This window comes from Streptomyces chrestomyceticus JCM 4735, assembly GCF_003865135.1.
GTDB lineage: Bacteria > Actinomycetota > Actinomycetes > Streptomycetales > Streptomycetaceae > Streptomyces > Streptomyces chrestomyceticus.
In genome coordinates this window covers 5,357,152-5,381,250 of record NZ_BHZC01000001.1, presented here as the reverse complement: position 1 = coordinate 5,381,250, position 24,099 = coordinate 5,357,152, and the positions used below count along the sequence as shown (strand labels likewise).

Annotated in this window: 23 protein-coding genes and 1 pseudogene; 12 read left to right on the top strand and 12 right to left on the bottom strand. The window is 72.6% G+C overall.

Going from position 1 to position 24,099, the window contains the following annotated elements; genetic code table 11:
- Positions 1–39: 39 nt before the first annotated feature.
- Positions 40–1,698, bottom strand: coding sequence for a FadD3 family acyl-CoA ligase (locus EJG53_RS23340; protein WP_125046399.1), 1,659 nt, complete (start codon positions 1,696–1,698; stop codon positions 40–42).
- A 91-nt stretch (positions 1,699–1,789) separates the two neighbouring features.
- Here EJG53_RS23340 and EJG53_RS23335 point away from each other — a divergent pair, with 91 nt between their 5' ends.
- From EJG53_RS23335 to EJG53_RS23325, 3 genes are read left to right on the top strand one after another with little or no spacing between them, the layout of a single operon-like run.
- Positions 1,790–2,941 carry a lipid-transfer protein gene (locus tag EJG53_RS23335; RefSeq protein ID WP_125046398.1) on the top strand — a complete coding sequence of 384 codons (1,152 nt, stop codon included), beginning with the start codon at positions 1,790–1,792 and terminating at the stop codon, positions 2,939–2,941.
- A gap of 6 nt (positions 2,942–2,947) precedes the next feature.
- Complete coding sequence (locus EJG53_RS23330; RefSeq protein WP_125046397.1) at positions 2,948–3,424, top strand: Zn-ribbon domain-containing OB-fold protein; 477 nt, start codon at positions 2,948–2,950, stop codon at positions 3,422–3,424.
- Positions 3,421–4,209 carry an enoyl-CoA hydratase/isomerase family protein gene (locus EJG53_RS23325; protein WP_125046396.1) on the top strand — a complete coding sequence of 263 codons (789 nt, stop codon included), beginning with the start codon at positions 3,421–3,423 and terminating at the stop codon, positions 4,207–4,209. The genes EJG53_RS23330 and EJG53_RS23325 overlap by 4 nt, the downstream gene beginning before the upstream one ends.
- 33 nt (positions 4,210–4,242) lie before the next feature.
- On the opposite strand, the gene EJG53_RS23320 is transcribed toward EJG53_RS23325, so the two are convergent.
- Positions 4,243–4,782 (bottom strand): hypothetical protein, encoded by a 540-nt coding sequence (locus tag EJG53_RS23320; protein WP_125046395.1) that lies wholly within the window; start codon positions 4,780–4,782, stop codon positions 4,243–4,245.
- Positions 4,782–5,381, bottom strand: coding sequence for a hypothetical protein (locus EJG53_RS40690; RefSeq protein ID WP_154806393.1), 600 nt, complete (start codon positions 5,379–5,381; stop codon positions 4,782–4,784). The genes EJG53_RS23320 and EJG53_RS40690 overlap by 1 nt, the downstream gene beginning before the upstream one ends.
- Before the next feature lie 232 nt (positions 5,382–5,613).
- On the opposite strand from EJG53_RS40690, the gene EJG53_RS42680 reads away from it, so the two are divergent.
- Complete coding sequence (locus EJG53_RS42680; RefSeq protein ID WP_371858716.1) at positions 5,614–6,441, top strand: hypothetical protein; 828 nt, start codon at positions 5,614–5,616, stop codon at positions 6,439–6,441.
- Between the two features lie 10 nt (positions 6,442–6,451).
- On the opposite strand, the gene EJG53_RS23305 is transcribed toward EJG53_RS42680, so the two are convergent.
- Both EJG53_RS23305 and EJG53_RS23300 read right to left on the bottom strand, forming a co-directional pair.
- A complete protein-coding gene (locus EJG53_RS23305; RefSeq protein ID WP_125046393.1) occupies positions 6,452–9,103 on the bottom strand; it encodes an outer membrane protein assembly factor BamB family protein in 2,652 nt (883 codons plus the stop codon).
- Between the two features lie 717 nt (positions 9,104–9,820).
- Entirely contained in the window at positions 9,821–10,585 is a 765-nt protein-coding gene (locus EJG53_RS23300; protein WP_125046392.1) for a VOC family protein, read from the bottom strand.
- A gap of 389 nt (positions 10,586–10,974) precedes the next feature.
- Here EJG53_RS23300 and EJG53_RS23295 point away from each other — a divergent pair, with 389 nt between their 5' ends.
- The gene (locus tag EJG53_RS23295) at positions 10,975–11,622 is read left to right on the top strand and encodes a TetR family transcriptional regulator (RefSeq protein ID WP_125046391.1); all 648 of its coding nucleotides are present in this window, start codon (positions 10,975–10,977) and stop codon (positions 11,620–11,622) included.
- Positions 11,623–11,876: 254 nt separating this feature from the next.
- Here the strand turns inward: EJG53_RS23295 and EJG53_RS23290 are convergent, their stop codons facing one another.
- Entirely contained in the window at positions 11,877–12,350 is a 474-nt protein-coding gene (locus EJG53_RS23290) for a nitroreductase family deazaflavin-dependent oxidoreductase (protein WP_125046390.1), read from the bottom strand.
- Positions 12,347–13,600, bottom strand: a pseudogene (locus EJG53_RS23285) (acyl-CoA dehydrogenase family protein). The gene EJG53_RS23290 and the pseudogene EJG53_RS23285 overlap by 4 nt, the downstream one beginning before the upstream one ends.
- A gap of 126 nt (positions 13,601–13,726) precedes the next feature.
- Here EJG53_RS23285 and EJG53_RS23280 point away from each other — a divergent pair.
- Together EJG53_RS23280 and EJG53_RS41180 are read left to right on the top strand one after the other, a co-directional pair.
- Positions 13,727–14,932, top strand: coding sequence for a thiolase C-terminal domain-containing protein (locus EJG53_RS23280; RefSeq protein WP_125046389.1), 1,206 nt, complete (start codon positions 13,727–13,729; stop codon positions 14,930–14,932).
- 592 nt (positions 14,933–15,524) lie between these two features.
- Entirely contained in the window at positions 15,525–15,944 is a 420-nt protein-coding gene (locus EJG53_RS41180; RefSeq protein ID WP_167515153.1) for an META domain-containing protein, read from the top strand.
- A gap of 30 nt (positions 15,945–15,974) precedes the next feature.
- Here the strand turns inward: EJG53_RS41180 and EJG53_RS23270 are convergent, their stop codons facing one another.
- Both EJG53_RS23270 and EJG53_RS23265 read right to left on the bottom strand, forming a co-directional pair.
- The gene (locus EJG53_RS23270; RefSeq protein ID WP_244955287.1) at positions 15,975–16,691 is read right to left on the bottom strand and encodes a hypothetical protein; all 717 of its coding nucleotides are present in this window, start codon (positions 16,689–16,691) and stop codon (positions 15,975–15,977) included.
- 87 nt (positions 16,692–16,778) lie between these two features.
- Positions 16,779–17,576, bottom strand: coding sequence for an alpha/beta fold hydrolase (locus EJG53_RS23265; RefSeq protein WP_125046387.1), 798 nt, complete (start codon positions 17,574–17,576; stop codon positions 16,779–16,781).
- A 74-nt stretch (positions 17,577–17,650) separates the two neighbouring features.
- Between EJG53_RS23265 and EJG53_RS23260 the strand changes: the two genes are divergently transcribed.
- Entirely contained in the window at positions 17,651–18,655 is a 1,005-nt protein-coding gene (locus EJG53_RS23260) for an ALF repeat-containing protein (protein ID WP_125046386.1), read from the top strand.
- A 124-nt stretch (positions 18,656–18,779) separates the two neighbouring features.
- Here the strand turns inward: EJG53_RS23260 and EJG53_RS23255 are convergent, their stop codons facing one another.
- The gene (locus tag EJG53_RS23255) at positions 18,780–19,547 is read right to left on the bottom strand and encodes a VOC family protein (RefSeq protein ID WP_125046385.1); all 768 of its coding nucleotides are present in this window, start codon (positions 19,545–19,547) and stop codon (positions 18,780–18,782) included.
- A 262-nt stretch (positions 19,548–19,809) separates the two neighbouring features.
- Between EJG53_RS23255 and EJG53_RS23250 the strand changes: the two genes are divergently transcribed.
- Positions 19,810–20,466 (top strand): hypothetical protein, encoded by a 657-nt coding sequence (locus EJG53_RS23250; protein WP_032927319.1) that lies wholly within the window; start codon positions 19,810–19,812, stop codon positions 20,464–20,466.
- Here EJG53_RS23250 and EJG53_RS23245 read toward each other — a convergent pair.
- Both EJG53_RS23245 and EJG53_RS23240 read right to left on the bottom strand, forming a co-directional pair.
- Positions 20,456–20,698 carry a DUF397 domain-containing protein gene (locus EJG53_RS23245; RefSeq protein ID WP_125049537.1) on the bottom strand — a complete coding sequence of 81 codons (243 nt, stop codon included), beginning with the start codon at positions 20,696–20,698 and terminating at the stop codon, positions 20,456–20,458. The two genes, EJG53_RS23250 and EJG53_RS23245, sit on opposite strands and share 11 nt — an antisense overlap.
- A gap of 2 nt (positions 20,699–20,700) precedes the next feature.
- Complete coding sequence (locus EJG53_RS23240; protein WP_167515152.1) at positions 20,701–21,432, bottom strand: helix-turn-helix domain-containing protein; 732 nt, start codon at positions 21,430–21,432, stop codon at positions 20,701–20,703.
- Between the two features lie 157 nt (positions 21,433–21,589).
- On the opposite strand from EJG53_RS23240, the gene EJG53_RS23235 reads away from it, so the two are divergent.
- Genes EJG53_RS23235 through EJG53_RS23225 form a run of 3 tightly spaced genes read left to right on the top strand, consistent with a single transcriptional unit; the run spans position 21,590 to position 24,015 of the window.
- The gene (locus EJG53_RS23235) at positions 21,590–21,898 is read left to right on the top strand and encodes a hypothetical protein (protein ID WP_125046383.1); all 309 of its coding nucleotides are present in this window, start codon (positions 21,590–21,592) and stop codon (positions 21,896–21,898) included.
- A gap of 60 nt (positions 21,899–21,958) precedes the next feature.
- A complete protein-coding gene (locus tag EJG53_RS23230; RefSeq protein ID WP_125046382.1) occupies positions 21,959–23,254 on the top strand; it encodes an FAD-dependent monooxygenase in 1,296 nt (431 codons plus the stop codon).
- Positions 23,255–23,283: 29 nt separating this feature from the next.
- Positions 23,284–24,015 carry a S1 family peptidase gene (locus tag EJG53_RS23225; protein WP_031005927.1) on the top strand — a complete coding sequence of 244 codons (732 nt, stop codon included), beginning with the start codon at positions 23,284–23,286 and terminating at the stop codon, positions 24,013–24,015.
- Positions 24,016–24,099: the final 84 nt, after the last annotated feature.

Sequence of the window (24,099 nt, the reverse complement as noted above, 5' to 3'; positions counted from 1 at the left end):
CCGCCCCGCCCACGCTGCCGCCTCACCTGCGGTTGTCCGCTACGGACGCGCCGGAAGGACGGCCGCCCCGCGCAGCTCCCCCTTGACCACCTTCCCGCTCGCATTGCGCGGCAGCGCCGTCACGAAGGCGACCTCCCGGGGCACCTTGTAGTTGGCCATCTCCCGGCGCGCCCAGGCGATCAGTTCCGCCGCGGTGAGCGTGGAGCGCGGGCGGCGGACCGTGTACGCCTTGCCGACCTCGCCGAGCCGGGGGTCGGGGATGCCGACGACGGCGACCTCGGCGACGTCCGGGTGGCGGGCTAGCAGCCGCTCGATCTCGGCGGGGTAGGCGTTGAAGCCGCCGACGATGAACATGTCCTTGAGGCGGTCGGTGATGCGCAGGTTGCCGTCGGCGTCCAGGACTCCGATGTCGCCGGTGCGCAGCCAGCCGTCCGGGGTCAGCGCGTCGGCGGTGGCCGGCGGGTCCTCGTAGTAGCCGGTCATCACGTGGTAGCCGCGGACCTGCACCTCGCCCGGTGTCCCCGGCTCCGCCGCCGTGCGGCCGTCGGCGGCGGCGATCCGTATCTCCGTGCCGGGTACGGCGCGCCCGGACGTGGCGGCGACGGTGGCGGGCGGGTCGTCGCGGCGGCACATCGTGGCGATGCCGGAGCATTCGGAGAGGCCGTAGGCGGTCAGTACGGTGCGGACGCCCAGCTCGCCGCGGAGCCGTTCGACCAGTTCCAGCGGTACGACGGCGGCGCCGGTGACGACCAGGCGCAGCGAGCCGAGGTCGTACCGGGCGCGGTCGGGGTGGTCCAGGAGCTGCTGGTGGAGGCTGGGCGGGCCGGGCAGGACCGTGACGCGTTCGGCGGCGATGTGGGCCAGTGCGGTGGGGACGCCGAAGACCGGCTGGGGGATCATCGTCGCGCCGCGCAGCAGGCAGGCGATGATGCCGGCCTTGTAGCCGAAGGTGTGGAAGAACGGGTTGACGATCAGGTAGCGGTCGCCGGGTGCGAGGCCGGCGAGTTCGCTCCAGACGCCGTACGCGCGCAGGGTCTGGGCGTGGGTGATGACGGCGCCCTTGGGGAGGCCGGTGGTGCCGGAGGTGAAGATGATGTCCGAGGGGTCCTCGGGGCGGACGGCGTCGGCCCGTACGCGCACCGCGGCGGCCGGTACCGCCTCGCCCGCCGCCAGGAAGTCCCGCCAGGTGCGGAAGGAGTCCGGGGCGTCCCCCGAGAGGACGACGGCCCGCTCCAGGTCCGGCAGGCCGGGGAGCGGGCCGCGGCCGGTGCCTTCCCGGGCGGCGCGGCGCAGCGAGGCCACGTAGGACGTGCCGAGGAACGTGCCGGTGACGAAGAGCAGGCGGGCGCGGGTGCGGCGCAGGACGTGGGCCGCCTCGGCGCCCTTGAAACGGGTGTTGACCGGCACCAGGACGGCGCCCGCCGTCACCGCGCCGAGCGCCGCGGTGATCCATTCGGTGGTGTTGGGGGCCCACACGGCCACCCGGTCGCCGGGCTCGACACCTGCGGCGATGCAGGCCGCGGCGGCCCGTTCGACCCGCTCCCCCAGTTGCGCCCAGCTCAGGCGGTGGCGGCCTTCGGCGACCGCCTCGGCCGGGCCGTACCGCTCGGCCGCGGCCCGTACCAGCCGGGGGACGGTGCCGTGCTCCAGGTCGGCGCGGGGGTCGGTGGTGCCGGGCTCGTCCAGGTCACCGCGCATCGCACAACCTCCCGCGAAAGAGCTGACTACCCGTCAGGTTAGCGGTAGCCTCCTCGGCTGTCAGCACGGACGGCCGACCACGGAGGTGGCGATGGGGGCGACCCTCAAGGACGCTGCGGTGATAGCCGGGACCGGCCGGACGGCGTTCGCCAAGCGGCTGCCGGAGTCCGAACGCGCGCTGGCGTGCCGGGCGATCGTCGCGGCGCTGGACGACGCGGGGATCGCGCCGTCCGAGGTGGACGCGTTCGCCTCGTACACCATGGAGGAGACCGACGAGGTGGAGGTCGCCAAGGCGATCGGCGCCGGTGACGTGACCTTCTTCGCCAAGGCCGGTTACGGCGGCGGCGGTTCGTGCGCGACCGTCGCGCACCTGGCGGCGGCCATCGCCACCGGCCAGGCGAGCGTGGGTGTCGCCTGGCGCTCGCGCAAGCGCGGTTCGGGGCCCCGCCCGTGGCGGAACACCGCTGTCCAACTGCCCACTCCGGCCCAATGGACCCGCCCCTTCGGTCTGCTGCGGCCCGCCGACGAGATCGGCATCCTCGCCCGGCGCTACATGCACGAGTACGGCGCGACCCGGGACCACTTCTTCAACGTCGCGCTCGCCTGCCGCAACCGCGCCAACCAGAACCCGGCCGCGATCATGTACGACCGGCCGCTGACCCGCGAGATGTACATGACCTCCCGCTGGATCAGCGAGCCGCTCTGCCTCTTCGACAACTGCCTGGAGACCGACGGCGCGCTGGCGTGTGTGGTCGTCGCCGCCGAACGTGCCCGCGACCTGCGCCACCGCCCGGTGTATGTGCACTCCGTAGCGCAGGGCCTGCCCGCCCAGCACCACGGCATGGTCAACTACTGGACCGACGACCCGCTCACCGGGCCGGCCTGGACCGCGGCCCGGCAACTGTGGAAACAGGCCGACTTCGGCCCCGAGGACGTCGATGTGGCGCAGATCTACGACGCGTTCACCCCGCTGATCCCCCTCTCCCTGGAGGGCTACGGCTTCTGCGGACGCGGCGAGGGCGCGGCCTTCACCGAGGGCGGTGCCCTGGAGACCGGCGGCCGGCTGCCGCTGAACACCTCGGGCGGCGGGCTGAGCGAGGCGTACGTGCACGGTTTCAACCTCATCACCGAAGGCGTCCGGCAACTGCGCGGCACCAGCACCGCCCAGGTCCCGGACGCCGCCACCTGCCTGGTCACGGCCGGTGAGGGGGTCCCCACATCGGCTCTGCTGCTGAGGAGTTGAGTGCTCATGTCCACCAGCATGATGCCGGCCACTGACAACGGGCCGGACGAGCGGCTGCTCCTGCCCGTCCCCGACGACGACGGCGCCCCCTTCTGGGCGTACGCCGCCCGCCACGAACTCCGCGTCCAGTCCTGCGCCGCCTGCGGCGAGCTGCGCTTCCCGCCCCGCCCGTGCTGCCCGCACTGCCAGTCCTTCGACCACCGCTGGCGGCGGATGTCCGGCCGGGGCCGCGTCTGGTCGTACGTCGTGCCGCACCCGCCGCTGCTGCCCGCCTACGCCGCACAGGCCCCGTACACCGTCGTCGTGGTGGAGCTGGCCGACGCCCCGCGCATCCGCCTGGCCGGCAACCTGGTCGCGGCCCCCGACGCCGCGCTGAACTCCGTCGATCCGGGCCGGGTCCGGATCGGCGCCGCGGTGAAGGTGGCGTTCCACGAGCAGGCGCCGGGCGTCACCGTGCCGCGCTGGCTGCTGGAGCGGCCGTGACGGCGCCGGACGGGCAGCCGTCCGTACGGGTGGAGACGGGACCCGACGGCGTCGCCCTGGTCACGCTGGACCGGCCCGAGCGCCACAACGCCGTGGATCTGGCGACGGCGGGCGCGCTCGCGGCCGTCTGGCGCCGGTTCCGTTCCGACGACGCCGTACGGGCCGTCGTCCTGACCGGCGCCGGGCGGGCGGCGTTCTGCACCGGCATCGACCGTTCGGCGGACGTCCCGCAGCCGTCGTCCCCGTTCTCGGCCGACGACCCGCTGCTCGGCATCGGCCCGAAGGCGAACGACCTGTGGAAGCCGGTCGTCGCGGCCGTCGAGGGGATGGCCTGCGGCGGGGCGTTCTACCTGCTGGGCGAGTGCGAGTTCCTGGTCGCCTCCGAGGAGGCCACGTTCTTCGACCCGCACACGACGTACGGGATGGTCAGCGCGTACGAGTCGGTCTTCATGGCGCAGCGGATGCCGTACGGCGAGATCGCGCGGCTGTCCCTGATGGGCACGGCGGAGCGGCTCGGCGCCCGTCGCGCCTATGCGACGGGCCTGGTGTCGGAGCTGACGCCGCCGGGCGGCGCGGTGGCCGCGGCCCGGCGTGCCGCCGCCGTGCTCGCCGCCCAGCCGACCAGGGCGGTGCAGGGCACCGTACGGGCCCTGTGGGCGTCGCGGGAGGCCGCGCGGGCGCAGGCCGTGGCGCACGCCCCGCAGCTCATCGCGCTGGGCAGTCTGCCGCCGGAGGAGCAGGCGGAGCTGTTCGCGGCCCGTTCCCGGGACTTCCGGGTCCGCTGACGCCCGGGGCGCACCGGACCCGCCCCGGCTGCCTCACAGCTCCGACTTGCGCGCCCTGCGGATCTCGCACTGGAACCACAGTTGCTGTGTCGAGGTGTTGGTGTAGCTGTAGGTGGCCGTGTACGTCTCGGTCTGCCCCGGCCGGACGATGATGCTGCGCTGGTGCAGCCCGAACGCCGTGCCGTCGGCGGGCCGCGCCTTCATCCAGTTGACGGCCATCTCGTACTTGAAGGTCTTGGTCAGCGACGGGTTGGTCACCGAGACCGAGTATTCGAGGCGGCGGGCCGACAGGTCGTAGCGGCAGTTGTTGCCGCGCGCGTCCGAGCGGCCGTCCGGGTCGTACGTCTCCTCCGGCGTCGGTGACGGCGAGTAGGAGTACGTCGGCTCGTACGAGGGCGAGCCGTAGCCGGGCGACGGCGAGTAGCTGTAGCCGGGCGGTGGCGGCGGCGGTGTCACCTGGCGGGCGTGGCCGCCGGGCAGCAGGGCACCGCAGCCGACCAGCCCGAGCGCTCCGGCGGCCGCCGTCACGGCCGCGATGGCGGCCCGGACGGGCCGCCGTTCCGTGGTGGCCATCAGGACAGCGGGGTGCGCTGGACGTCGGTCACCGAGCAGCGGTACGTACCGGCGGTGGCGGCGTCGGACGGCACGTACTGGATCACGTCGGTGGAGTCGGTGCGCCCCGGCATCACGTAGGGGATGCTCGGGTGGCGGGTGCCGAGGTCCTTGCCGCCGGGCGCGGTGAACTTCACCGTCAGCAGGTACGTGTACTTGGTGGTGGACGAGCTGTTGGTGGCGCTGACCGTGGTCTTCACGCTGCCCGCGCCGTTGTACTGACATCCGTTGATCTTGATGTCGCCCATGGCGCTGCGGCTGCTGCCGGAGCCGCCGCTGGTGTAGCCGGAGGTGCTGCCGCTGGTGGTGCTGCCACTGGTCGTGCCGCCACTCGTGGAGCTGCCGCTGCTGGTACCGCCGTCGTAGCCACCGGTGCCGGCCTCGTAGCCGCCGCTGGTGCTGCTGCCACTGGTGCTGCTGCCGCCCGTGCTGCTGGAACCGCCGTCGCTGCCGCTGCTGTGACTGCTGCCGCAGCCGCCGCCGTGCGAGTGACGTGCGCCGGTCAGCGCGACCAGGACCACCGCGGCCGCAGCGACCGCGCGGACATGACGGAATTTCATGTTGTTGTGCCCCCGTTGACCCCGTTGAAAGAGCCGCGACTTACTCGCGCGGCCCCGCTCGTCCTTATGTTTTCTTGACGAGTGCACGGCAGACTAGCAACCTCTCCGCTTTACCCAAAATCTCTTCCTGACCAGGTAAAACGCACAGGTCTGGCGCGCGCGTGCAGTCGGGCGTAGCGTCGTTTACAGAGGGAAACGGGACGAATCAGCGACCTGAGAGGCGACGCCTGTGGTGCGCAACGTACTCGGATCCGTACTGGCCCTCGCCGGAGCGGCGGCCGCCGTCTGGAGCCCCTTCCGTGCCTGGTACGACGGCCGTCACGGCAGCGAGATCCGTATCGAGGACCTCTTCCGGGGCATCACCGGGGAGAAGGCGGAGCTGTTCGCGTCGGTGTTCCTGCCGATGGCCTTCGCCGCACTGGTGACCCTGATCGGTATCGCCCTCCGCTCCCGCCTGCTCGTCGCGGTGGCGGGGCTCGTCGTGCTCGGCTTCACCACCCTGTGGATGGTCCGTCAGGGGCAGCAGGCGGGCAGCCTGACCGTGGGCGAGAACGCGGACCAGGGCCTGGGGCTGGGGGTGGCGTACGCCCTCGGAGGGGGCGCGCTGCTGTGGCTGGGCGCCCTGGTGATGAGCGGGCGCCGCGGCGTGCGCTCCCGGCGCCGGGAAGCCGGTTACGAGGAGCGGGACAACCGGTACGGCCAGCCGACGCCCTACGGGGCACCCGGGCCCGAGTGGGAGCCCGGACCGATCCGGGGCGGTGACACCCCGCCGCAGGGCACGCCCGCGTACGGCGCGACGCCGCCTCCGAACCCCGGGCAGCAGCCGCCCGTACGGTGGCCGGGCGCCGGGCACCCGCCGCCCGGGTCGAACCCGCCGGACCCGGACGACCAGCCCACCCGGGCGGTCCGGATGCCGCCGGCCTCGGACGATCCGGGACGGCCGCCGCCCCGGCCCGACGACGAGACGCGGCCCATGCGGACGACGCCGCCCCCGGAGCGGCCGCAGCAGCCGGAGCGGCCCCCCGAGGGGGAGCCTCCGCACCTGGACAAGGACCGGTGAACGGCCCCCGTCACGACCGCCGTGCCAGCCCCGTCCCCTTCGCCGCGTCCAGCGCGTACACGCACCGGTCCTTGCTGCACGCGTAGACGACGCCCCCGGCGGCCACCGGCGTGCCGGTGATCTCGCCGCCGGTGGCCAGCTTCCAGCGCAGTTGTCCGCCCGTCGCGTCGAGGGTGTACAGGCAGTGGTCGGCGGAGCCGAAGTGCACCCGGCCGTCCGCCACGACGGGCGCGCCGATCACCTCGCCGCCCGCCTGGAACCGCCAGCGGGGGGTGCCCGTGACGGCGTCGAGCGTGTAGAGCGCCTGGCCGCTGCCGAGGTGCACGGCGCCGTCCGCGACCAGTACCGGTTCGGTGGACTGCCGGGCCTCGGTCGCGATGCGCCAGCGGTCCCGGCCGTCGGCCGCGTCCAGGGCGTAGACCGTGCCGAGGTAGTCGGCCAGGTACAGGCCGCCGCCGGTGACCGCGGGCCCCGGCGCGAACGCGGGGCGGCTGAGGAACGCGGCGGGCGCCTCGAAGTGCCAGCGCACCTCGCCGCGCGCGAGGTCGATCGCCAGCACCCGCGACCCGGCGGTGACGTACACGGCGCCGTCCGGCGCGGGCAGCAGCCGCACCGGGACGCCGCCGCAGGAGGCCGCGTCGCCGACCGGGTACGACCAGCGCTCGGCGCCCGTACGGGCCTCCAGGGCCTTCAGCCGCCCGTCGGCCCAGAGGAGGACCGTGCCCTCGTGCAGGACCGGCCCCAGGTCGGCGGTCTCGAAGTCGGTCTGGACGCCGCCGGTCTCCCACAGCCGTTCGCCGGTGGCGGCTTCCCACGCCTGGACGCCGCCGCCCCGGGTGGCGGTGACGACGGTGCCCCGGTCGGCCTTGAGCGCGTAGATCCAGCCGTCGCTGCCCAGGCGCCAGCGCTCGGTGCCGTCGGCGGCGTCGAGCGCGTACAGGCTCGGCCCGTCGGAGGCGTGGATACGGCCGTCCGCGACGGACATGCTCCAGGCCACGTCGCGGGTCTTGAACTGGCGGCGGCCACTGGCCACGTCGAGGGCGTGCACCTCGAAGGAGGTGACGTACAGCAGGTCGCCGGCGACCGTGGGCGTGCCCCACACGTCGTTGGACATGCGGAACCGCCAGGGGCGCCAGCGGGCGGGCGCGGCCCCTCCGGAGGCGCCGCCCGCGCCGGTGGCGGGCGCGCCGGAGCCGGGTCCCGGCGTGGCGCCCTGCTGCGGCAGGTGCGCGCCCGGGTCGCCTTCGTGGGTGCCGTGGCCGGGGGCGCCCGGCGTGCCCGCGGGCGGCCGGACCCAGTCCGTGGCGGGTGCCTGGGCGCGTTGCTGCGGCGGTCCGCCGTCCCCGGCGCGGGGGCCGGGGCCTATCGGGGCCGAGGTGCCGGCGAGGCGTACGGAGCCGTCCGGAACGTCGGCGTCCGGCAGCCGGGACGCCGCGGGCGGCGCGGCCGAGTACGGCGGCGCGGCGACCGGCGGCGCGGCGGCCACCGGACCGGCGGGCGCGGACTGCGGCGGCTGCGCGGCGCCGCGCGGGTCGGCGGCCCGGCGTGCGCCGGGGCCCACCCCGGCGGCTCCGGCCCAGCCGGGCTCCGCCGCGGGCGCCCCCATCGCGCCCCCGGCCTGCGCGGCGGCGACTGCCGGGGCGTTGCGCGGGCGCGGTGGCGACGGCTGGGCGGGCGGCGGCGAGTGCGGTACGGGCTGCCGCGCGGCGCGGGGCTGTCCGGTGCCCCCGCGCCCGGCGGCCGCCGGTGTGGTCTGGCGCCCGCCGCGCCGCCCCTCGATGAGGGCGACGGCGCCGTCCGGCAGCCAGGCGGAGGCGGTGCCGCTGTCGTCGCTGCCGGAGCCGAACAGGTGCGGTGCGAGCTGGGACTGGAGGTCGGCGGGGGTGGGGCGGCCGGGCGCCTCCATCTGCATGCAGGACTCGATCAGCGGCCGCAGTTCGTCCGGCAGCCCGGCCAGGTCCGGGCCCTCGCGCAGCAGCATGAAGACCGTCTCGACCGGGTTGGCGCCGTGGAAGGGGGCGTGTCCGGTGGCGGCGAAGACCAGGGTGGAGCCGAGCGAGAAGACATCGCTGGCGCCGGTGACGCTACGGGAGTCACGGGCCTGCTCGGGCGACATGTACGCGGGCGTGCCGACGGCCACGTTCGTCATGGTCAGGCGGGTGTTGGAGACACCGCTGGCGATGCCGAAGTCGATGACGCGCGGGCCGTCCTCGACGACCAGCACGTTGGACGGCTTCAGGTCCCGGTGGACCAGGCCCGCGCCGTGGATGGACTGCAGCGCCTCGGCGATGCCGGCCGCGAGCCAGCGCACCGCCTGGGCCGGGAGCGGCCCGCACTCATTGACTATTTCCTCCAGGGAGGGCGCGGGCACGTAGGCGGTGGCCAGCCACGGCACCGCGGCCCGGGGGTCGGCGTCCACCACCGCGGCGGTGTAGAAGCCGCTGACCGCGCGGGCCGCCTCCACCTCACGGGTGAAGCGGACCCGGAAAAGCTGGTCCTCGGCGAGCTCCGTACGCACCGTCTTGATCGCCACCCGCCGCCCGGACGCCGAGCGTGCGAGGTAGACCAGCCCCATGCCGCCGGCCCCGAGACGGCCGAGCACCTCGAACGGGCCGATCCGCCGGGGATCGTGCTGCGTGAGCTGTGTGAGCTGCTCCACCACTTGCCTGCCACCTCCCCGTGGGGCGTAAAAGAGACTCTCAAAAGCCAGTGGCCGCCGAGAGCCACTGCCCCGTGCAGCGTCTCACCGCCTGGCCTGTTCGGCCGTACGCGTACTGATTCTTCCTGGCCGGGCCCCCGGTTGCGAACCCGGGGCCGCTCCCGTCGTGTCCCGGCGGGCTCCTGCGGTGCGCACCGGTACCGTCACATGCCGTGACGGGCCCGCGCGGACGGAGGTCCGTACGGACGGGCCCGGTCGCCGCCGCGGGCCACCGGGGACCGCCGACGAGCTGTCGAACACCGTACGACCGGATCGCGCCGGAGCATGCCGTCGCCGCGCCGTCACTCCGTCCGAAACCGGCGCCGGGCCTGCCATCGGTCCGGGAATGCCCGGGTACCTCCGCCGGACACCGATATGTCCAGCAGTCCTCCGTGCCCCGCCCCGCGCCGGGGCGCCCCCGCACCCCGCCCCGCAAGGACCGGAAGCCGTCCGTCCGGTCCGCTGTCCGTACTGGTCATGCCGTCCCGTCCCCGTTCTCTCCCCGCGCGCGGCCGTACCCACTGTGCCGTACCCAAGGTCGCCGCGCCGCCCCCACAGGCTCCCCGCACGGGCCTGCGCGCATACCCCCGCACGCACCCCCGCACAGACCCGCTGCCGGGCCGCGCCGTCCGCGGCCCGACAGCGGGAGCTGTCACCGGCCCCAATTGTGGTCCGCGGGGCCTACTTCGCCGCCATGACGCCGAACCCCGCGCCCTGGTCGTCGGTGAGCACCGCGAACGGACCGCCCGGCGTGCCGACCGGCTCGACCGTGACCCGGCCGCCGAGCCGGGTGGTGGTCCGTACGGCGTCGTCCATCTCGGGGACGAGGAAGCAGACGGTGAAGTGCGGCGGCATCGCGGCGGGCGCGTGCTCGTCCATGAGGATGCGGCCGCCGACCTCGCGGTCCTGGCCGGCCGGCCGCCAGGGCCGGAAGCGCTCGTCGGCCGCCGGGCTGTCGGCCACGCTCTCGAAGCCGAAGACCTCCTCGTAGAAGGCGTCGGCCCGCTCCGGGTCGCGGGTGCTCAGACTCGTCCAGACGTACGCGCCGGACTCGCGCTGCACGCCGAAGCCCTGGTGGGTGCCGGCCTGCCAGATGCTGAAGACCGCGCCGGTCGGGTCGGCCGCGACCAGCATGGTGCCCAAGTCACCGACGGGCACGGCCTCCGTGATGATGTGGCCGCCCGCCCGCAGGATCTGCGCGCTGGTACGGGCGGCGTCCGGGGTCGCGAAGTACACGTTCCACGCGGTGGGCATCCGGCCGTCCTGCTTGGGCATCAGGCCGGCGGCGGCCCTGCCATCCTTGTACGCCTCGGTGTAACCGCCGAACTCGGGAGCGCCGCCGGAGAACGTCCAGCCGAACAGCTCTCCGTAGAATCTCTTGCCCGCTTCCAGGTCGGGCAGCATGACGTCGGCCCAGCACGGGACGCCCGCCGCGAATGCAGTCATGGGGCCAAAGTAGCCCTGGATCTTGCGTCCCGCCCGGAGAGTAATCGAACATTCTGCCAATTCTCCGCGATCACGCTGCTTACCGGACATTCCCCTTCGGCCGGTAAGGGGCCGTGCCGTGTTCCGGTAATGATCCGTTCCGCGGCCACAATGCCGTACGGCGTGACCGCACACCCCGCCGGAACCCTGTCCGCCCGTCCGGAAAAGTTGTCCACAGCCTGTTGACAATACGATTCACTTGTTCGGGTCAAGCCGCCCTCCGGGCCCGCTCCGGACCGCCCCGGCCGCCCGGCGCACGGGACCGGCCGGGACCGATACGGCCGAACTCCCGCATCCCCATTTGCAGGCAGCCAAATCGCGCTCCGATCACCCCTCGGTAAGCTGACGGCATGACAGGACAAGTTCGGACCGTCGACGGCAGAGTCGCCGGGCGCCGTGGACAGGCGACCCGGCAGAAGCTGCTCGACTGCCTCAGCGACATGCTCAGTTCGTCCCCGTACCGAGACGTCAAGGTCATCGATGTGGCCCGCAAAGCGGGCACTTCGCCCGCGACGTTCTACCAGTACTTCCCCGATGTCGAGGGCGCGGTACTGGAAATCGCCGAGGAGATGGCCAAAGAGGGCGCGAGCCTTACCGACCTGGTGGCCGGGCGCTCCTGGGTGGGCCGGTCCGGCCGGCAGGCGGCCGAGGAACTCGTCGAGGGATTCCTCTCCTTCTGGCGCCGGAACGACGCGATCCTGCGCGTCGTCGACCTCGGTGCCGCCGAGGGCGACAAACGGTTCTACAAGATCCGCATGAAGATCCTGAATGCGGTCACCAACTCCCTTACGGACTCCATCAAGGAGCTCCAGTCCAAGGGCAAGGTGGACAAGGACGTCAGCGCGGCCGCGATGGCCGGTTCGCTCGTCGCCATGCTGGCGGCGGTCGCCGCCCATCAGAAGGGTTTCACGAGCTGGGGTGTCAAACAGCAGGAACTGAAGCCGAACCTGGCGCTCCTGGTGCACCTGGGCGTCACCGGGAAAAAGCCCACCAAATAACCCGGGACGCATTTCACGGGGCACGGCCTACGCCGCATTTCGCCCCGTGTATCACCCCCTGCACCCGTTCACGTTCCGCACCACGACACCGCTCGGGAATACCTCACGAAACAGCCCACGGAACGGTCCTCGTTCACCCTCGTCCTGCCATAGCTGTACGTCACAGCGGGTGTTGTCCGCCCCTCGGGGCCGGCCGGCACCCGCTGTGCGCGTCTCCGGGCAGCATCCGGCCGGACGCCCCTGCGCCCGTACGGTCAGCGCGGCTCCAGCCGGAAGAGCCGGATCTCCCGGCCGGCCCGCTCCTGGTACGCGGCGTACGGCGGCCAGAACCGGACCGCCGCCGCCCACGCCCGCGCCCGCTCCGTACCGGTCAGCAGCCGGGCCCGTACGGGGATGTCCCGGCCGCGCCAACTGATCTCGGCCTCCGGGTGCTTCAGCAGGTTGGCCGACCAGGCCGGGTGCCCAGGGCGGCCGAAGTTGCTGCCGATCAGCAGCCACGTCCCGTCCCCCTCCGGCAGGCACGCCAGCGGCGTCCGCCGCGGCAGGCCGGTCCGGGCGCCCGTCGCCGTCAGGACCGCCCCGGACAGCATCCGCGCGCTCAGCAGCAGCTTGCCCCCGGTGAGGCGGTGCACCGTACGGTCCAGGGCCGGGACGACATACGGCGCCACCCGCGCGAAGCCGGGCGTCGCGGACACCTTCTGCACCAGCCGCCTGCCGTACGCCTTCACACCGACACCTCTGCCCGTATTCCGTCGCCCCCGAACACTCCCGCCGTCTCGGCGGCGTGCGCCCGCAGCCGGTGTACGGGCCCGAACAGCAGCTCGTCGCAGGCCGCGCGCTTGAAGAAGAGGTGGGCCTCGTGCTCCCAGGTGAAGCCGATGCCGCCGTGCAACTGGATGGCCTCCCCGGCCACCGCGCGCAGCGTCTCCAAGGCGTGTGCGAGCGCGAGGCCGGGGCGCCGGGCTCGGCGCCCTCCGCCGCTCCGCCCACCGCCCAGGCCGCGTAGCAGGCCGCGGACCGGGCGGCCTGCACCTGTACGTAGAGGTCGGCGAGCCGGTGCTGGACGGCCTGGAAGGAGCCGATGGGCCGGCCGAACTGTTCCCGCACCTTGACGTACGCGACGGTCCACTCCAGCGCCGCGCCCGCCGCCCCGACCGCCTCGGCGGCCAGCGCCGCCGCGGCCCCGGCCCCGGCCCGTGCGAGCGCGCGCTCCACGCTGCCCACGCCCCCCACACCCTCAGCGCCCTCCGCCCCCAACAACGAAGCGCGTACATTGCGCAGTTGGACGGCCCCCAGCGCCCGGGTCTCATCCATCGCCGTCTGCCGCACCCGCACCACACCGGGCGCGTCCCCCGTACGACGAACAGCAGCGTCCGGCTGCGCGCATAACCGCCCGCGTGCGCGGCCACCAGGAGCAGCCCCGCACTGTGCCCGCCCAGCACCTGCGCGGCCTCCCCGTACAGCCGCCACTCCCCCGCCGCCCCGTGCTCCCCTCCCCCTCCGCACTCCCGCGCCTGGATGCCACCGGCCCGGCCGCCCCCGCCCAGTCCCCGGCGTTACGGGCGGTGAGCGCGAGGGCCGTGCTCAACTGCCCGCCCGGTACGGCCAGCGCCCCCGTCAGCTCGCCCGACGCGAGGGCGGGCAGCAGCTCCGCCCGCTGCGCCTCCGTCCCCAGCACCAGCACCAGCGGCGCGACGAGGGCGGTGGTGGGCAGCAGCGGTGAGGGCAGCAGCACCCGACCGGTCTCCTCGCAGGCCAGCGCCAGCTCGGTGGGCCCGCAGCCGACACCCCCGTACGCGGCGGGCAGCGCCAGCCCCGGCAGCCCCAGCTTCTGCGCGAGCTGTCGCCACAGGCCGGGGTCGTACCCCTCGGGAGTGCGTACGGCGGCCCGGAGGTCGTCGGGGCCGCAGCGCTTGTGGAGCAGTTCGCGCAGCGTACGGCGGATCTCGTCCTGCTCCTCGGTGAACGCGGCATCCATCGGCGGGCTCCTCCCGGCCGTACAGCGACCTGACGGCCCGTCATGTTAGGTACTCCGCCGCACTTTTCCCACCCTCGCGCAGCACCCCACCCGGCCGCCGCCCTCTCCCGCCCCACCCGCAACCTGATGTACCGTCAGATTTATGCCGCTGCCGTCAGGGAGCACCACGTCCCCCGCAAGGTGGTCATCGCCGGTGTCGCCCTCTCCGACTGCGGGCGCGTGGCCGAAGCCACCCCGTACGCCCTCCACGCCCAGGCCGCCCGCCGCGCGCTGGCCGACTCCGGCCTCGACCGCTCCCTGGTCGACGGCTTCGCCTCGGCCGGGCTCGGCACTCTGGCGCCGGTGGAGGTCGCCGAGTACCTGGGACTGCGCCCCACCTGGGCCGACTCCACCTCGGTGGGCGGCGCCACCTGGGAGGTGATGGCCGCGCATGCCGTGGACGCCATCGCGGCCGGGCAGGCGCGCGCGGTGCTGCTGGTGTACGGGTCCACAGCGCGCGCCGACCTCAAGGCCGGCCGCCGCACAGCCAACCTCTCCTTCGGCGCCCGCGGCCCGCTCCAGTACGAGGTGCCGTACGGCCACACCCTCGTCGCCAAGTACGCCATGGCCGCGCGCCGCCACATGCACCAGTACGGCACCACACTCGCCCAGCTCGCCGAGGTCGCCGTCCAGGCGCGGGCCAACGCGGCCACCAACCCGGACGCGATGTACCGGGACCCCATCACCGTCGACGACGTACTGTCCGGACCGCTGATCGCCGACCCCTTCACCAAGCTGCACTGCTGCATCCGCTCCGACGGCGGCTGCGCGGTCCTCCTGGCCGCCGAGGAGTACGTACGCGACCTGGCCAAGCCGCCCGTCCACGTCCTGGGCGCGGGCACCGCCCTGTCCCACTCCGCGATGTCCGAGTGGGACGACTTCACCGTCTCCCCCGCCGCCGTCTCCGGCCGCCTCGCCTTCGAACGGGCCGGGGTGCGCCCCTCGGAGATCGACGTGGCCGAGATCTACGACGCCTTCACCTACATGACGCTGGTGACCCTGGAAGACCTCGGCTTCTGTGCCAAGGGCGAGGGCGGCGCCTTCGTGGAGAAGGGCCGCCTGCTGCGCGACGGCGCCCTCCCCGTCAACACCGACGGCGGCGGCCTGGCCGCCTGCCACCCCGGCATGCGCGGCCTGTTCCTGCTGGTCGAGGCAGTACGCCAGCTACGCGGCGAAGCAGGCGAGGACCGCCAGGTACACCGCCCGGACGGCACCCTCCCGCAACTGGCCGTGGCGTCGGGGACGGGCGGCTGGTTCTGCTCTTCGGGGACGTTGGTGCTGGGGCGGGGGTAGCGAGTGGGGGAACCGGAGGCCGACGTGACCCGTTCCAGTGGTCATGAAGAAGCGGAGGGTCCGAAGACACACCCTGGTACCGGCCGGAGCAGTCGTCATGGCTCTTGCCGCTGTCTCGGCATGCGGGGCGCCACCGCCCCCAGCGGGCGGGAGCGGGCGCGGCACTCCGGCCTCCGCCTCACCTTCGGAGAAGGGGCCGGGCGGGGTGGGTGGCTCGTTGTCCCATGGGATCTGGGAGTTCTACGACGTCACGGCGGAGGGGGCGACGGATCGCCAAGACGGGCACGGCATACGTCCGTGGGTCGAGTTCCATGACGACGGGACGGCGACGGGCTCCTACGGGTGCGCCACGTTCCGGGTGAATGCGGAACTGCGTTCAACAAGACTGGCGTTGGGCGAGGAGGTGGGCACGCCCCCGCCGACACCGAGCCCCAGGGACTCCTCCACCTTGTGCACGTCCTCCGCGGACAAGCCGTACGTGGATCAGAACGAGCGCAGCCTCAAGCGATTCCTCCGAGGGCCGCTGACGATCACCAGGAAACCTCCGGAGAAACCCACCGTCCCCGGGCGCCCGGCACGGCACGACGAGATCGTGCTGAAGAACGAGCGCGGCGAGTCGGCGACGGCCTCACCGGTCATGTTCGAGGGGTTCTTCACGACGCGGTACCGGCCCAAGGAATTCCGTCCCGAGAACACCGTACTGGGTTTTGCTTCCGCCGACGAAGACCTCTACTGGGACTTCCACCCCGGTGGCGTCGTCACCGGCAAGCTCGGCTGCAATGCCTTCAGCGCAGCGGCCGAATTCTCCGGCACGAGTGTCTACTTCCACGGCCCGAAGCTCATCACGCACCGCACCTGCCCCGGACCGAACTCGGCGGACGAGCATCGGCTGCTCGGAATCCTGGATGCGAAGAGGTACGAGTACAAGGCAAGCGAGAGCGGCATGTGGGTGGAGCGGGGTTACCATCCCGACAACTCCCTGCTCTCGTTCGAAGCCGTGCCGCGTCCATGAACCGGCGGCACGGCCCGCCCTGCCCCCGCTCTATGCCAGCGACAGGGTGTACTCCACGGCACGCGAATGCGTCGCCGCGAACCCCAACCGGCGTAGCGCCGCGTGGAGTTCCTCGTCGTCGGGTGCCGCGTTGACCTCCGCGGCGCGCAGCCCGGGGTGGTCGGTGTCGAGTGCGTGGAGGGCCGCCGAGGTGAGGGCGGTGAGGGCGGTGAGGGCGTCGGCGGTGCTCTCGTCCGCGCGGTCGTGGACCAGGCGAGCGCGGTCGTCGTCCAGCTCGACGTCGTACCAGGCGTCGTCCGTGCCGATACGGAACGCGACGCCCTCCTCCTCGGAGGGGAGCTGCCGTACCGCCGCGTCCCGCACGGGGACACCGGCCGGCAGGTCGCGCCGCCACCAGCGGTAGACCTCGCCGCTTTCGAGGGCGCCCAGCTCCACCGCGGCCTTGCCGGGGCTCACGTCCTCCTCCGTGATCCAGCGCAGCGTCGTACCGCCCGCCTTACGGGCCTCGTCCGCCGCTCCCCGCAACAGGGGCACCAGGATTTCGCCCTCCGGGCAGTCGAGGACGGCGACGAAGCGCAGGGCCGGGTCGTCGGCACCCAGATCCAGCAGCGCGACCGACCCTTCGACCCGACCGGCGCCCTCGGCGGCGCCCTCCGGGCGGGCGGCGAACACGGCGACCGTCCGGTCTCCGCACCACAGCGGTCCGGCGGCGTCCGGGTCGGTTATACATTCAACGAAGTTTGCCATTTCTTTACCTTATGGAGATTATCTCCCCTCTGTCCACTATGGCCCCGCCCGCAGCGCCCCCGCACCCGTCCCGGCGCCTGCTTTCGCTCACCCGAGCGTGCCCAGGAACTCCCGTACGGCCCTGACCAGCCCCTCCGGGTCCTCGGTCGGGATGAAGTGCCCGGCGTCCAGCTCGACCCGGCGGGTGTGCGGGCGGCGTTCGGCCATCTCCCGGGCCAGCCCCGGCGTCACCAGGAAGCTCGTACGGCCGTGCACGAGCAGGGCCGGGCAGTCGCTGGCCAGCCAGACCGGCCAGTGATCACCGCGCACACCCAGGTCGGACGCGACGACGTCCTCCGGTACGAACGGCAGCCGCCAGCCGCCGTCGTCCTGCCGCCGCAGCCATGGGGCGACCATCGGCGCCGCCGCGCCGAGCCCGTCGAGCAGGGCCTCTCGGGTCGGCGCCTGCCGCGGCCAGTCCAGGCAGAAGGAGATGCCGCTGGGACCGGTGTCGGTGATCACGACCGGGTCGTCCACATTGATCAGCGCGCGGACCCGCTCCGGGTGCCGGGCGGCGAGGTGGTACGCGTTCTTGCCGCCCATGGAGTGCCCGAGCACCACGGCGGACGCCAGGCCGAGGTGGTCGAGGAGGGCGAGCGCGTCGGCGACGTACGCCTCGCGGGAATGGTCCGGGGTACGGTCCGACTCGCCGTGGCCGCCCTGGTCGGGGGCGATCACCCGCCATTCCGGGGCGAGTTCGGCGGCGAGCCCGGCGAAACTCAGGCCCTCGGAGAAATGCCCGTGCAGGGCGAGGAGCGGTTTTCCGTCGGCGGGGCCGAAGTCGATGTACGAGAGGCTACGGCCGTCCAGGAGCAGCCGATTGCGGTGTTCTTGCGGAGTCTCCATGCCCGGCACGCTAATCCCGGGCACCCCTTAACCTGTAAAGGTTATTTTTTGCTCATTGCTGTTCATTGCTGGAAATGTTGGTGCATGACATGAAGAAGCAGGCCCGTCTCACGGCCTTCCTGGCGGCTGCCGCGGTCGCGCCGGCCGTACTGTTCGCCTCCCCGGCGGTCGCCGCCGAGGCACCGGACGCCGCCAACTCGGTGCCGGACCAGGGCGCGCAGGCGCAGCCGGACGAGTCCGGGAAGACGCCGGCGGACACGGCGCGCATGAAGGAGGATCTGCTCGCGGTCGCGCGGATGCTGGACGGGAACCCCGGCCGCGCGCTGGCCCGGGAGGCCAAGAAGGCGCTCACGGGCCCGCGCGAGGGTCTGCGTCGGTTCCTGGAGACGGGGCAGTACGAGGCCCGCGACGAGGACAACAAGGTGGCGATCCTGCGGATCTTGGCGGGCAAGAACGTCGGCTCCAGTGTCCGCGAAGCGGCGAACAAGGCTCTCGACGGCGCCCCGCAGGACCGGGTGCGCTTCCTGGAGGAGGGCCTGAGCCTCGCCATTGAAGGGGACAACAGGGTGCGCGTGGTGCAGATTGCCAGCGTCGGCGGCCCCGCCGTCCAGGCCGCCGCTGATGAGGCGCTGTGGGGCGGGCCCGAGGACCTTCAGCACTTCCTCGACGTAGGCCAGTACGAGGCCCGCGCCAAGGACGAGGCCGCCGCGAAGAAGGCGGAAGAGGAGAGGGCGGCGAAGGAGAAGGCCGCCAAGGACAAGGCGGCCAAGGACAAGGCCGCGAAGGAGAAGGGGGCCGGGGGCAAGGCCGCGGAGGGTGGCGGCAAGAACGTCACGCCCGCCGTCGACACCAAGCCCGCGGGCGACCACGGCACCACCGGCTCCGGCACGCCCTCCGGTACCGCCGTCACGTCCACCGGCAGCGACACCACCAGCAACACCAGCACCGGCAGCAGCCTGGCCGCGACCGGCGTCAGCCCGGTCACCCCGTGGGCCGCCGGCGGCGCCGCCGTCGCCGTCGCCGCGGGCGCGGGCCTGGTGGTCGCGGGCCGCCGCCGCACCACCGCCGAGCGCGGCTGACGCCCGGCAGCGGTAAAGGCCGAGGCAGCGGTAGAGGCAGACAACTGACGCGCCCGGCGGCCGGTCCCCCGTGGCCGGCCGCCGGGCGCGCTGTTACGCGGGCTGCTCGGGCCGCGCCGCGCCCTTACGCCTTCGGACGCGCGCCGATCATGAACTCCGTACCGAACGGGTCCGTCACCCGCGCCTGCCGTACGTACACCGTGTCCTCCGGCTCGGTAGCCGTCCCGCCGGCCGCGACCGCCCGCGCCACCGCCGCGTCCGTGTCCGCCACCTCGAAGCACGTCCCCCAGCTCGCGGCCCCGAGGGACGGGACGCCCAGGATCCCGCCGATCTCGTGCCCGTCCGGGCGGCGCAAGAACGTGAAGTCGGCGTCCGCCATGTCCGGGTTGCCGTCCAGCGTGTAGGAGAAGACCGCCGTGTAGAACTCGCGGGCCCGCGCGGCATCCGCGGCCGGCGCCAACAGGTCGTTGCGTACGAGGGTGTTGGGCTCGTTGACGATCTCGCAGCCGACGTGGGCGCGCGCCTGCCAGAGCCCGAACTGCGCCCCCACGTTGTCCTCGGCGAGCACGGCCCGCCCGAAGTCCCGGATGTCCACCGGGCCCCACAGCACCCGGCCGCCCGCGTCGGTGATCCGCTTGGCCGTGCCGTCGCAGTCGTCGGCCGCCATGAACATGGTCCACGGGTCGCCCTGCGCGTCGGACCGCTCCATCAGGCCCGCGGCGCGCTGCCCGTCCACCAGCCCGATGGCGTACGGCCCCTCCGCCATCGTCTCCCGCTCGTACGTCCAGCCGAACAGCTTCCCGTAGAAGTCCATGGCGCGTTCGAGATCGGGCACCACCAGCTCGACCCAGGTAGGCGTTCCGTCGGGCTGGTTGCCGGTGACACGGCTCATGGCGTGCTCCTCACGGTACGGGGCGGCCGGGTGACCGCACTGGCCGATGACGAAGACGTTAGGCGGCATGGCGGACAGTACGTGTCCTACATGCGGGGACGGTTTCCGGCCGGATTCCCGGGCCCGTAACACCACTGCACCTTCCTCTACGGCGGGCCGTTACGCCTCCGCCGAATTGCCGCAACAAAGGGCAGACAACATCATGTGCGGTGTGGCCCCTGCCCGCCGCCGCCCTTCAGGCCCGACCGGAAATGACGTACCGATGCCCCGTTCCCTGCCGGCCGTGGCGCTCGCCCTGGCCGCCACGTGCGCGCTGGTCAGCGGGTGCGACGGGACGGGTGAGCCGAAGAGTGCGGGGCGTACGGCCGGGGCGTCGGCGCCCGCGCTGCTGTGGCCCGGCCGGACGCCCGCGCCGGAGCAGACGTACGAGCCCAACTCCGCCGAGCGCCCGACGCCGCTGAAGTCGGCGCCGCGCGTCCCCTCCGGTGACCTGCACCGGGTGTCGGCGCTGGCCGTCGCGCAGGCCAAGGTCGCGTCCATGACGGGCGAGCTGGACGAGGACGGCACCAACAGGAAGATCGGGGAGTGCCGGGCCGCCGGGCAGAAGGGCTGCCCCGTACTGGCGCCGCAGTACCGGGACCTGAACGGTGACGGCAAGGACGAGCTGCTGCTCGGCATCGAGTCCGGGAAAACGTTTCTGTTCCTGTGGGGGTTCACGGCGAAGGACGGGGTGGTCACCCAGATCATGGACGCCGGAGTGACACCCCTGTCCGTCGAACTGTCCGGCCACGACGTGATCATCCGCGAACCGGCCGGCCGGGGCGGCTACAGCCTCCGGCGCGTCTACTCCTGGGACGACCACCTGCAAGCCATGAACGAACGCGTCATCGAGTACGACGCGACCCGCACTACGAGATGAGGCGCAGGAAGTCGGCCCAGGCGGCGGGGGGTACGGAGAGGGCGGGGCCGGTGACGTTCTTGGAGTCGCGTATGTGGATGGTGGTGGGGGTGGTGGCCACTTCGACGCAGTTGGTGTCGGCGTCTTGTTCGCCGCTGTAGCTGGACTTACGCCAGGCGTAGGCCACTTCCACACACGTTTGGCCATCGGGGTTGCTGTGGCTGCTCTTGAACCAGGTCAGTTCGGCGTTCACACTCACCTTGCCAGTTTCTCGACGAATTCCAGCGACCTCTGCGGGTCCATGGCCTGCGACCGGAGAGCACCGACCCTCTGGACGTACTGGTGTGCCTCAGCCGGCCTCGACAGCAACCTACCCTTGGCCTGCCCCTCCATGAAGATGCTGTACCGCCCGTCCGGCGAGAACACCACGTCCAACGGCCCGTTGAGCCCCGCGTGCTCGGTCACGTTCGTGGGCATCACCTGCAGCATGACGTGATCGAGTTCGCGGACCGTCTGCACGACGTGGAGCAAGCACTTCTTGAACGCCGCAACACCGCCGATCGGCCGCTCGAACACCGACTGCTCGACCACGAAGCTCACCGTCGGGGCCGGGTCCCGGATGAGCGTGACCTTTCGTTCCAGCCGTTCCTCCACCAGCCGGTCGACTTCGCCCTTGCTGTACGCCGGTAGCCGAGTCCGGAACAGGGCATAGACGTAGTCAGGCGCCTGCAGCAGCCCAGGCAGCACCATGCTCTGGTACCCCTCCATGCTCAGCGCCTCACTCTCCAGCGCCTTCCACTCCAGGAACTGGTCCCGCCCCGGCTCCTGTTCCATCAGGCCGATGCACGATTCCAGCTCGCCCTCCGCGACGGTGAGTCGGTCAGCCTCGATGAGAAAGCCCGCGCTCGGGATACGTTCCGCACGCTCGTAAGCGCCCTCCAGCGACACCGACACATGCGTCTGGAGCGCCAGTTCCTTCTGCGTCATCCCCGCGCGCTGGCGCCAGGAGCTGATGAGCCCCCCGACATGCACGCGCGCGGGCGACGGCTCCAACCACTTCGCGGCCATGATCAACCACCCCACACTCGCCCTGTGGACCTCTTACTCCTGGTGACGCTACGCACACGTGCCGACCATTGAAGCCATGACGACCGAAAACCACCCCCAAGAGCCGCGCCTCCTCCCCTGGGCCGCTCAGGACGGCAAGCCCTGCTACCTGATCGGCGACGGGCGCGGCCTCGTGTCGGACCTGGCCGACGGGCTGGAAGAGTTGCAACTGTGCACCGCAGTCGAGGTGTTGGATCACTCGCGTACCGCCCTGAACCAGATCGAACCCCCCGCCCCCACCGAACTCCTCTTCATCACCAACCGCCTCACCGAGTCGCTCAGCGACGCCGTACGCGTGGCGGACAGCCGGGGCCGCAGGCTGGACCAGGCCCTGCACGCACCGTGATCATCGCCGATCTATACGGTTGTCATAGACGACCGTCTGATACAGTCGTATAGTCACGGCATGACCTCCACACTCCGTCCCCACGCCCTCATCTCCGGCGCCGGCATCGGCGGCCCCGCCCTCGCGTACTGGCTGCACCGTTACGGCTACGCCGTCACCGTGGTCGAGCGCGCGCCCGTACTCCGGACCGGCGGTTACAAGGTCGACCTGCGCGGCGTCGCGATCGAGGTCGCGGACCGGATGGGCGTACTGCCGGAGATCCGGCGCGCCAGTACGGACATGCGGACCGGCGCGTACGTGAACGACGACGGGCGGCGGGTGGCCACGCTGCCCGCCGACATCTTCGGCGCCCGGGTGGACGGCGACGACGAGATCATGCGCGGCGACCTGACCCGCATCCTCCACGACCGCACGCGCGGCGACGTGGAGTACGTCTTCGGCGACTCGATCAGCTCGCTCGCGGACGACGGCACGGGGGTGGACGTCACCTTCGAACGCGGGACGCCGCGCCGTTTCGACCTGGTCGTCGGCGCGGACGGCCTGCACTCCACCGTCCGCCGCCTGGCCTTCGGCGACGAGTCGCGCTATCTGCGGCACATCGGCGCGTACATAGCGGCCTTCAGCATCCCGGGCGAGCTGGCGGCGCCCGGCGAGGAGTTGTACCACCTCACGCCCGGCCGCCTCGTCTGCACGTACAGCGCGTCCGGTGAACGCGGCGCCAACGGCGCCAAGGCGTGGCTCTGCTTCCGTTCGCCCCGGCTGGACTACGACCACCGGGACGCGGACGGCCAACGCGCGCTGCTGGCGACCGCGTTCGAGGGCGCCGGCTGGCAGGTGCCGCGCCTCCTCGACGCGTCCCGCACCGCCGCCGACTTCTACTTCGACGGGCTCGACCTGATCGAAATGGACCGCTGGTCGCGCGGGCGCGTGGTGCTGCTGGGCGACGCCGCGCACTGCGCGTCACCCGCGTCGGGACAGGGGACGGGGATGGCGCTGGTGGGCGCGTACGTACTGGCCGGGGAACTCGCGGCGGCGGGCGGCGACCCCCGTACCGCCTTCGCGCGCTACGAGGCGGAGATGCAGCCGTACGTCACGGCGAACCAGCGGATGGCGGAGAAGTTCGTACCGCAGATGACGCCCGCCTCCCGGGCCGCCATCCGGTTCCGGCACGTGATGCTGCGGATGCTGCCCCACCTGCCGTGGAAGAACTACGTGGCGAAGAAGCTCGCCGAGGACGTGCAGCGCTGCGCCCACGCGATCACGCTGAAGCCGTACGGCACCCGCCGCCCGGCCCCGGCTCTTACATCGGCGCAAGCCGGAACCTTTTGCCCCGGCGGGGCATCTCTCCACGCGTAAGGGCCCGGTCAGGTGGAGGAGTTGTTCGGATGGTGCGTCGAGTTCGTGTGCTGCTGTTGACGGCCGCACTGCTGCTGACAGGTTCGGTGATCTGGTCCGCGCCGGCCTCCGCCGTCATCGGCGGGGCGAAGAGCACCTACGGCCCGTGGGCGGTACGCATGCTCATCGACGGCCAGCCCACGTGTACGGGGACGGCGGTCGCCCCGCAGTGGATACTCACGGCCTCGCACTGCTTCTACGAGCAGGCGCAGCCGGTCGCCGACAAGCGGATCTCCTTCCGGGTCGGCAACCTCGACATGCGCAAGGGCACCACGGTCCGGCCGCTGCCCGGCAAGCGGGTGGGCAGCACCGCCGACATGATGCTCGTCAAGGTCCCGAAGATGAACATCCCCACGGCGCGCCTGGCCACGGCCGGCGTCCGCGTCGGCCAGACCGTGCGGCAGTACGGGTGGGGCGCCACCTGCACCGACGACGAGAACGCCTGCCAGTCCCCCGTGCTCAAGCAGTCGGACCTGCGGGTCGTACGGCCGGACGACCGCCGCTGCAAGGGCTACACGGCACCGGGCGGCCCGGACTTCTGCATGGAGAAGGTGACCGGGATTCCGGCCGGCGGCGACTCCGGCGGTCCGGTGATGAGCATCGGAGCGCAGGGCACCGAAACGCTCCTCGGCGTCTTCAACGGCTCGGACCGGGAGACGGTCGCCCAGGCCGGAGAGGTCTCCCAGCAACTCGCCTGGATCCGCTCGGTCATCCGCCACTAGGCGCGGCCTGGGCCGGAGCACAGCAGGCGCGGCCTCGTCCGCTGCCTCGCCGGACCAGCAGGGCGGCGGGGCGGCCTGCACCAC

What these genes read in the sequence shown, in the direction of transcription:
- EJG53_RS23320 (WP_125046395.1), bottom strand. Translation starts at nt 4,782, where the DNA reads ATGGCCACCACGGAACGGCGGCCCGTCCGGGCCGCCATCGCGGCCGTG.
- EJG53_RS23265 (WP_125046387.1), bottom strand. Translation starts at nt 17,576, where the DNA reads ATGGAGACTCCGCAAGAACACCGCAATCGGCTGCTCCTGGACGGCCGT.
- EJG53_RS23225 (WP_031005927.1), top strand. Translation starts at nt 23,284, where the DNA reads ATGGTGCGTCGAGTTCGTGTGCTGCTGTTGACGGCCGCACTGCTGCTG.
- EJG53_RS23295 (WP_125046391.1), top strand. Translation starts at nt 10,975, where the DNA reads ATGACAGGACAAGTTCGGACCGTCGACGGCAGAGTCGCCGGGCGCCGT.
- EJG53_RS23250 (WP_032927319.1), top strand. Translation starts at nt 19,810, where the DNA reads ATGCCCCGTTCCCTGCCGGCCGTGGCGCTCGCCCTGGCCGCCACGTGC.
- EJG53_RS23240 (WP_167515152.1), bottom strand. Translation starts at nt 21,432, where the DNA reads ATGACGCAGAAGGAACTGGCGCTCCAGACGCATGTGTCGGTGTCGCTG.
- EJG53_RS23280 (WP_125046389.1), top strand. Translation starts at nt 13,727, where the DNA reads ATGTACCGTCAGATTTATGCCGCTGCCGTCAGGGAGCACCACGTCCCC.
- EJG53_RS23330 (WP_125046397.1), top strand. Translation starts at nt 2,948, where the DNA reads ATGTCCACCAGCATGATGCCGGCCACTGACAACGGGCCGGACGAGCGG.
- EJG53_RS23340 (WP_125046399.1), bottom strand. Translation starts at nt 1,698, where the DNA reads ATGCGCGGTGACCTGGACGAGCCCGGCACCACCGACCCCCGCGCCGAC.
- EJG53_RS23335 (WP_125046398.1), top strand. Translation starts at nt 1,790, where the DNA reads ATGGGGGCGACCCTCAAGGACGCTGCGGTGATAGCCGGGACCGGCCGG.
- EJG53_RS23300 (WP_125046392.1), bottom strand. Translation starts at nt 10,585, where the DNA reads ATGACTGCATTCGCGGCGGGCGTCCCGTGCTGGGCCGACGTCATGCTG.
- EJG53_RS23235 (WP_125046383.1), top strand. Translation starts at nt 21,590, where the DNA reads ATGACGACCGAAAACCACCCCCAAGAGCCGCGCCTCCTCCCCTGGGCC.
- EJG53_RS40690 (WP_154806393.1), bottom strand. Translation starts at nt 5,381, where the DNA reads ATGAAATTCCGTCATGTCCGCGCGGTCGCTGCGGCCGCGGTGGTCCTG.
- EJG53_RS23260 (WP_125046386.1), top strand. Translation starts at nt 17,651, where the DNA reads ATGTTGGTGCATGACATGAAGAAGCAGGCCCGTCTCACGGCCTTCCTG.
- EJG53_RS23230 (WP_125046382.1), top strand. Translation starts at nt 21,959, where the DNA reads ATGACCTCCACACTCCGTCCCCACGCCCTCATCTCCGGCGCCGGCATC.
- EJG53_RS23270 (WP_244955287.1), bottom strand. Translation starts at nt 16,691, where the DNA reads ATGGCAAACTTCGTTGAATGTATAACCGACCCGGACGCCGCCGGACCG.
- EJG53_RS23255 (WP_125046385.1), bottom strand. Translation starts at nt 19,547, where the DNA reads ATGAGCCGTGTCACCGGCAACCAGCCCGACGGAACGCCTACCTGGGTC.